This is a genomic window from Vallitalea sediminicola (assembly GCF_054408565.1).
The window spans coordinates 24,096-32,290 of the sequence record NZ_BTPT01000063.1 but is presented as its reverse complement, the minus strand read 5'-3'; the positions used below and the strand labels follow the sequence as shown (position 1 = coordinate 32,290).

Here is an 8,195-nt window from a genome sequence, read left to right as displayed (position 1 = left end):
AATTATTTAGTGTATTAAAATTCATATTGTTCCGCTAACTTCATTACTTCATTCCAATGTTATCCATGCTAAATCACTCCTAAATTGATTATTATTAAATTAATGCTTATACTAAATAAACAAATCCTGCTTAATAAATTTCTATTAGCTGATTCAGTTGTAATTGGATTTATTTTAATAAGTATCTTACATATGGTAGATGGTTATTTTTCTTTTACCAAGAATAAAAAAGTTGATGGAGTTGTATATTCTTTAATCAAAACTAAGGCTACAGTTCATCACCGTAGCCTTAATAAATGAGTCTATTCAACATTTTATTGTTATTCTTGTGTATCATTTATCTACTTCCATTAAACTCCTTATATAACTTACTAAGTGCCTTCTTTTCAATCCTCGAAACATATGACCTAGAAATCCCTAGCATATTTGCTATCTCTCTTTGAGTCTTTTCTGCTCCATTATTCAACCCATATCTTAACTCTATTACTGTTTTCTCTCTCTGTCCTAGTACATACTTCATTTTATTATATAATAGACGTATTTTCATTTTCAAATCAACTTGGTCTATAATAGAATCTGCTTTTGTTTCAATAACATCTATTAAACTGATTTCATTACCTTCTTTATCAATTCCTATAGGTTCTTGAAGTGATATTTCTTTTGCATGTTTCTTTTCATTTCTAAGCATCATTAGTAATTCATTATCTATGCTAACCAAAAGACTACATTAGAAATAGGATATAGTGAGTTATCAGTTAATGAGTTACCAGAGATTACAATAGGGAATAGAATTAGAAAAAGCAGATTAAAAAAGGGGTTATCACAAGCAACTCTTGCTAAGGAAGCTAACATTGGTAGGAAATATTTAATAGGTTTTGAAAATGACCGATACTTTCCTTCTTTATATAATATAAGAAATATTGCTGAAGTATTACAGGTAAATGAAGATTATTTATGTGATAGTTATTTGAGGTTTATTAAAAATAATCCATCTGAGAAAATATTATCAATTAGAAAGGGATTGAATTTAACTCGTAGGGAATTAGGTGAGTTATTGAATGTTCATTCTGGTACGATAAAAAAATGGGAGATCAGTATTTCTATTATTAATAGGTTTAATTATAGTAAACTTGTATCTTTATTAGAAATTGAGCCTACTCGTTAGTAAGCTTTAAAAAATTACTTATGCTATAATTTATATTTTTATCCTAACACACTATAATCATCACAATTAATTGAATAAATTTTGTTATTATTTTGCACCCTTTCTATAGTCATTATTATTCTAACTATTATAACTAACTATCTTGATATGTATATTTTTATTTAGAGTAACTTATAACTTTTTATGACTTGCTTAACATCTTGTTTTGTATTGATATATGTTGTAAATATATCACTTTCCAAAGTAAAATTTTGTATTTTAACTATATTAATATTACAACAGAAAATAATCTTATACTTAAGATATTTACGTATATTATCATTAATAGTTTTCTTAAACCCTAACCTAACAAACATTATTTTATACATTGAATATATAACTATAAAATACATTACAATAATAAATGAAATAGAACTAATGGTGGGGAAAATGAATTCCTTTATTAGTAAAGATTTATCTCTATTAGGTAAATCATTAATTAATAGTCTGATTGAATTATACAGCCAATAAATTGAGATAGCAGCAATAATTGAATAAATAATATTTTGCATTTTTTTATAATTATTTTTGTTAAATCTAGTATTCGTTTCAATAAATCCCACAATCATTGATAAAAATATAATAACCAATAGAAAAAAAACTTCTTCACCAAACGAAAAACTATATAAATTTGTTACAAATTGCACTACTATGGCTATCTTTAGATTATCTTTAATTATACCTTTGAAATAATTAAAATCTTTAGCCCTATTTATTGCCTTGTATGTAGATACAATACCTGTGCTAAAAAACCAAATGATAGTTATTTTTATTAAAGCAAGTTCCCAAAAATTAATTTTTATTAATATAATAAGCATTGCAACCATATATACAACTAATACTAAATTTAGTCTAACAAATTGCTTTGAAAAAAACATCTTAATTATATCTATCAAATTTTGTCTAGTTCTTTTCATACTTATTAAGTATACACCCAATACTAAAATTAAAAAAGCGATTGCTAATTCTCTATTAGTAAATACATCCATAAAACTAGGATATATACTTTTTAATTCTGCACAGATTTTATTTATCAACTTAGCAATCTCATTAAATTTACTAATAATTAAATTTACTAAATTATAAACAACTTGTTTTGTATAATCATACCTATAATATAACATAAAAGTAAACGGAATAATTACTATTAACAATATAGACTCAATAATAACTAATCTCTTCCAAATTTTCATATTTCACCTCAAAATTATGATTTATTACCTAACGTTCTTATGCTTAACTATCCAATAGCTCCTTGAGTTCCAAAGTAATTTCTGTTTTTTCCCTATCGTACTCCTCTATGATTTTAGATGCCCTCTTAAATAACATAATAATTGAATCATACTCTGAATAACTAGGTATTAAGGATTTTATTAATATTTTTAGTTGTGCTATAATTTCATCATTGTAATTATCTTTTGTCTCCTGAAGCAGATAGTAAACAATATTTGAATATTGCTTTATGTTAGTTGCATTACTAGTAGGTATAGTATTATTAAATTTAATAATACTGTTTTTCAAACATTGCAGTTTAATTTCATCTGTTAAATGTGGTATTAATTCTTTCAACTTTTTATTAATATGCTCATTTCCTATTTTATCTATCATACTATTAAATATGTCCATAGATATATAATCGTATCTTTCATATTTTAAAATAAGATCAATTGTGCTAAGAAATATTTTGTTATTAACTTCACTATTATGCAATATAGACTTTATTTGATTTAAACTGAAAAGTGATTGCTTCGGTTGCTCTATCTTAAATATTATTTCAATTATTACTTCTAGTTTATCCGATTCTATTCCAGAATTTATTTTGCTAACTATTAAACCAGCAAATTTTTTGGTTAACTTCAAATCTATAATTCCACACTCTAATTGGTATAATTTTATTATATCCTCCTTAGTTGAATTATTAATAAAATATATACACATTTCATTATTCTTATATTTTTTATAATGCAATTCATGTAGACATATAATCAATTTTTCATATTTATATAATTGTTTAAGATTAATTAAAGCTTTATAACTTTGATATAAATATGTTAGAGAAGAATCTTGTTTCCATTTATTAATCCATCTTTCAATAAAAATAATAGTTTCATCATTTAATTCAGAATTAATCTTTCCACTTCTTAATTGTTCTCCAATATCTATATTATCATTAGATTTCTTCATAAAAATATAAGGTGTTAACGATTTTGAAGTATCCATCCATATTTTAACTTTATCTAAAAAGATTCTTAATTCATCGTTTGATATAATATTATTATTTCCTTGATAATAGTCTTCAATAATATCAGGATCATTTAAAATACATCTTTCAAAATAATTCCACCTTTGCTTAATGGCAATCATAATAGTAAAAGTACTTATATCATCTAAAATAAATTTTCTTTCTTCATCAATTTCCAATGCTATATAATAATACATCGCATAGTCATTAATAAATCTTTTTATTTGTCTAGGCGTTTGTCCCCTATAAGCATAGTAAAGTACTTGAGTTAATTTGCTTATTTCATTACTTCTAAGCTCATTAAAAGGAAGTTTATTAATCATATCTCTAATATATTCATCTCTATCACTCTCTTTTAATGTTGGTATTCGGAAATTTACCTGAAAGAATTTATCAATAAACTCATCACTATATGTCCTTGATATGCTTAACTTATCTCCTTTTTCACTATTTCCTATCTTTTGAGACAAATAATACTTAATAGCTTCATCATCACATGGAATAATATATAGGCAATCTTTTACATCCATATATGTTTTTATTGTACTCATTACCTCATAAGCTGATTTTGGATCACACCTATCTATATTATCAAATACAATTACCAGTTTTTTAAATCCTTTTTCTTTCACCTTTCTAACTATATCACAAAATATTTCTTCAAATTGCTCAGGAGAAAAAGTTGGTAATAATTTTTGTTCTACTTCATAAGAACGAAGAATAACCGTTTTTAAAAATTTTTGCATACTACCTGAAAGAATCTTAAATATTAATCCAGCTACCCCTATTGATGAAATCAGGTATGTTGCTGAGTTTAAAACTATATCAATCAATGTAAAATGTTTCCATTTCTTTAATTTGTTAATACATTCAATATTATTTGGTATTGTAAAAAATATTTCTTTTATAAAAAAAGCCACAAGAATTATAACAAATACAATTATAAGCTGCATACTAATTTTTTTTAATTCTGTAGTCATAGTTTTACTATTTATTTTAAATTCTTTTTTCATCGCAGTTTCTTTATTTAGCATATCTTTTAAATTCAAATCTTTTTCATTCGTATATTCCTTATCTATAATTTCTTTTTGGATAAGTTGCTTCTCTATCTCAAATAAAATAGACCTTCTTAATGATGTACCATTAAATTTCCACATATCTATGTCTAAAACTATTACGTCTTTAGAGTCATCTAATAATTCTTTTATTTTATTAACTATAAAACTTTTACCTGAACCCCATATACCAAAAAGTCCTATATTAAATGAACAATTACTCATTTCTATTTTTTTTATTGTTCTTGCCATAACCTTAGCTATACTTGTATGTATATCAAACTTATCTTTATCATCTATAGTATCAAACAAAAAGTACTTCATTCATAATTTCACCTACATTCTAAAATATTTCCTTATTAGCTAATAAGACATTCTAACTATTATCAAAAAGTTCAACTTATGACTATGATGTCTATCTCATACAATTCAATACGTATTTGATTGATTTCTACTTATTAAATTTTTTTAAATTCTTTTTTATATATAACGTAATATTTTTTGTTGGCATCATATCATTATTAAAGTCCCATAATTCTAAACAATCCTTATCCTTATAAAATTCAATAGTAAATGTATCTTCTTTTATTAATGGCTTATTTATTTTTTCTCCTGCAATAATATTTCGTTTACCTACCATTTTATTATTATCTAGCAAAACAAATGTTACAATATATAAGTCTTTCACACATGTATAAAAAAAACTTGATGATTTTGAATCATTTAATATTCTATCATCTCTAATATGTATTACAGGGTAACAATTGGTACATGCATTTTTTTCAATTTCAGTCTTACTATTTGTTAATTTAATATTTTTCAATTTAATACAATTAATAAATGTAGATTCTTTTATATTTAAAACGCCATTTGGTATTTCTATGCTTTCAAGACTTTCACATGCCTCAAACGCATAAGTTTCAATATTATTCAAACAGTTAGATAGATATATAGTATTTAAATTTTTACAGTTAGCAAAAGCTCCAGAACAAATTACCTTGACACTATTAGGAATAACAATTTCTTTTAAACTGTAACAGTTAATAAAAGTCTTCCATGGTATGCTAATAATATGGTTTGGCAGCTTTATATACCATAAGGACTGACAATTTGCAAATATCATATGATTTAATTCTCTAATACTATCTGGTAATAATACTATTTGTAGTTTTACACAATTAAAGAAAGCGCCTTTACCAATACCTATAATACTGTTTGGCAAATTTATTTTTTTTATAAATTTGTTATTTGAAAAACTCATTTCTTGTAAATATTTCACTCCACATGGGATAGTGTACTCAATATCTTTTTTACCTAATGGATAAATAATTAAACTTCCCATCTTTTTATTATATAAAACACCATTATCTGTACTGTAATAATCATTTTTTTTATCTACTTCTATATGTTCAAGTGCTAGACACCTTTGAAAGGAATCATTCGAAATTTCTTTTGTTTGTAATGAAATTTTCATTTGTTTAATTTTTTCACAACCATTAAATGCTGCACATCCTATACTTAATAATGAATCTGGTAATTTAATTTTTGAAATATTACAGCATTCAGCAAATGCTAAAGATTCAATATGCCTTACTCCCTCTTTCATTTCTATTTGTTGTAAATTTTTACAATTATAAAATGCTTTTGATTTAATTAATTTTACTGTATCTGGTATCATATATATATTGTTCTTTTTACTTGTTGGATAAAATAATAATTGTTTCATTGACTTATCAAAAAGCACACCTTCTTTTGAAGAGTAAAATGGGTTATTTTCATCTACTATTATTTCCTCAAGTTTCTCACATGCAAAAAATGCATCTCTACCAATTTTATTTACACTTTTAGGTATTTTTAATTTACATACATATGCACAGCCCCAAAAAGCTTCAGGTTCTATTTCTGTCTCAGTATCAGGTATTACTATAAATTGAAAATAACGATTCAGATTGTATTCTATTAGCAAATCTTCAAAATCTTCAAATAATCTTCTTATAACTTCATATGTATTGTTATAATGTTTCCATGTAAGTGACAACATACTTTCAATATCTTTATCTTTTTTATTATTTGCTAACTCCTTAACAATAAAATATTCACCAATAATATCTGGTTCCAATGGTATAATAGTCTCTTCATTCATAATATCTAATTGTGTCAATAGATCACTAAAACTACATTTTAGTAATTTTGCTTGTTCATCAATAATATTATATATTTTAGGATAAAGGACTTGTAATTCGGAAACATGAATTCCTCTCATTATCGTTGCTATTAATATTAATTTTAAACAATTTCTAGTTAATATTGTATTTGTTTTATTATTAGATAAATCAATAATGCTTTTTTTTAATCTATGTATTTCTTTATTGTAAACAAAATCCAATGCATCTTTTTTACTCCATTTTGAAGGTTTTTCTCCATGTATATATGCGTCACTAATAAAGAGAGCATATAAAGGTCTCATTAGATTTTTATCAACTTTTATTAATATTTTTAGTAACTTATTTGCTTCGTCATTGGTCATACCCTTATTTTGATGTTTTGCATAATCAATCATTATATTAATTAATTCTGCTTCATTCAAACTCTTTAGCATTAAAAACTCTTCTGAAAAACAGGTTTCATACAATAAATCATATGACTTCATATGATCTATTAATATTTCATCGATCCATTGATCATCACGCTCAATTAGTAATAAGCGAATGTTATATCCAACATCTATATAAGCAATATATTCTATCCAATTTGCAATATCAACTACATTTGTCTTTGCGTAATCTAGGATGATTAAAGTATCATTATTAAATATATAATTATCATTAGGTAGATATCTGTAAATATCCCATTTAGACATTTGTTTAATTTGCTGATTTTCAATTAATTTTTCAAATTCCCAAGTCAATCTTGTTTTACCTTGTCCACCTGCTCCACAAATCATCCACCAACAAAATTTATTCTCTTTCAAACAAAAATTAATTAGACATTCTTTTTCTTTTTCTCTACCAAAAAAGCTTACACTTTCAGAATTAAATTTAAATCTATTTATTGGCTTTGGAAAGGTGTTATAATACTTATGACTTTGATTTATTAATTTTACATCTTTAAGATATGATTCTTCTGTATTTAAGTCTTTTGACTTATCCCTCATATATTCTTTAATTTCATCTAAATCATCTTTTATATTTTTATTCATTTCACCTAAATCATTATTAATTTTTGAGGCTAATGCTTTTTCGTTTATGTCTAATAAAGAATCTCTTATTCTTTTGAGCATCTTTATTAGACAATCAAAATAATTAAAAACTATTTTCTTTCTTATCAACGATTGACCATTGTCTTTTTTATGTTTATTAATAAATTGATGAGACTCATCCGCTATTTGATATATAAACTCAGGCTCACTAATCAGTTCTCCACTTGCGAAAATATATTCACTAATTTTATCAACAGCATTTGTACTATCAAAATATTTTTTAAAAGAACCACAATCTAATTCTGTATCTACAAAGCTCTCATTAAAATTTATAATTTTTTTTCTAATTTCATTAAGTTTTCTTTTATCTTTAATATCCAATAACTTATTTGAAATCAAAATACTTGATAAACTAGGTAATAGTAATGTTAATCCTATATACTCTAATACTCCCATATTATGTTCCTCCAACAATAAAATTATTTAGATTCATAA

General features: G+C 24.3%; 5 protein-coding genes. 1 reads left to right on the top strand and 4 read right to left on the bottom strand.

From position 1 onward, the window contains the following. Positions 1 to 337: 337 nt before the first annotated feature. Positions 338 to 718, bottom strand: a complete 381-nt coding sequence (locus ACX6CF_RS21215; protein WP_458787369.1) for a sigma-70 family RNA polymerase sigma factor — start codon at positions 716 to 718, stop codon at positions 338 to 340. Between ACX6CF_RS21215 and ACX6CF_RS21210 the strand changes: the two genes are divergently transcribed. Then, positions 701 to 1,165, top strand: coding sequence for a helix-turn-helix domain-containing protein (locus ACX6CF_RS21210; RefSeq protein WP_458787370.1), 465 nt, complete (start codon positions 701 to 703; stop codon positions 1,163 to 1,165). The genes ACX6CF_RS21215 and ACX6CF_RS21210 overlap by 18 nt on opposite strands. Before the next feature lie 161 nt (positions 1,166 to 1,326). On the opposite strand, the gene ACX6CF_RS21205 is transcribed toward ACX6CF_RS21210, so the two are convergent. The 3 genes from ACX6CF_RS21205 to ACX6CF_RS21195 all read right to left on the bottom strand — a co-directional run bounded on the left by ACX6CF_RS21205 (position 1,327) and on the right by ACX6CF_RS21195 (position 8,156). After that, positions 1,327 to 2,397 (bottom strand): hypothetical protein, encoded by a 1,071-nt coding sequence (locus ACX6CF_RS21205; protein WP_458787368.1) that lies wholly within the window; start codon positions 2,395 to 2,397, stop codon positions 1,327 to 1,329. 43 nt (positions 2,398 to 2,440) lie between these two features. Further along, positions 2,441 to 4,825, bottom strand: coding sequence for a P-loop NTPase fold protein (locus tag ACX6CF_RS21200; RefSeq protein ID WP_458787367.1), 2,385 nt, complete (start codon positions 4,823 to 4,825; stop codon positions 2,441 to 2,443). 127 nt (positions 4,826 to 4,952) lie between these two features. Further along, positions 4,953 to 8,156: a leucine-rich repeat protein gene (locus ACX6CF_RS21195; protein ID WP_458787366.1), complete on the bottom strand. Its 3,204-nt coding sequence runs from the start codon at positions 8,154 to 8,156 to the stop codon at positions 4,953 to 4,955. Between the last annotated feature and the right edge of the window lie 39 nt (positions 8,157 to 8,195).

What these genes read in the sequence shown, in the direction of transcription:
- ACX6CF_RS21205 (WP_458787368.1), bottom strand. Translation starts at nt 2,397, where the DNA reads ATGAAAATTTGGAAGAGATTAGTTATTATTGAGTCTATATTGTTAATA.
- ACX6CF_RS21200 (WP_458787367.1), bottom strand. Translation starts at nt 4,825, where the DNA reads ATGAAGTACTTTTTGTTTGATACTATAGATGATAAAGATAAGTTTGAT.
- ACX6CF_RS21195 (WP_458787366.1), bottom strand. Translation starts at nt 8,156, where the DNA reads ATGGGAGTATTAGAGTATATAGGATTAACATTACTATTACCTAGTTTA.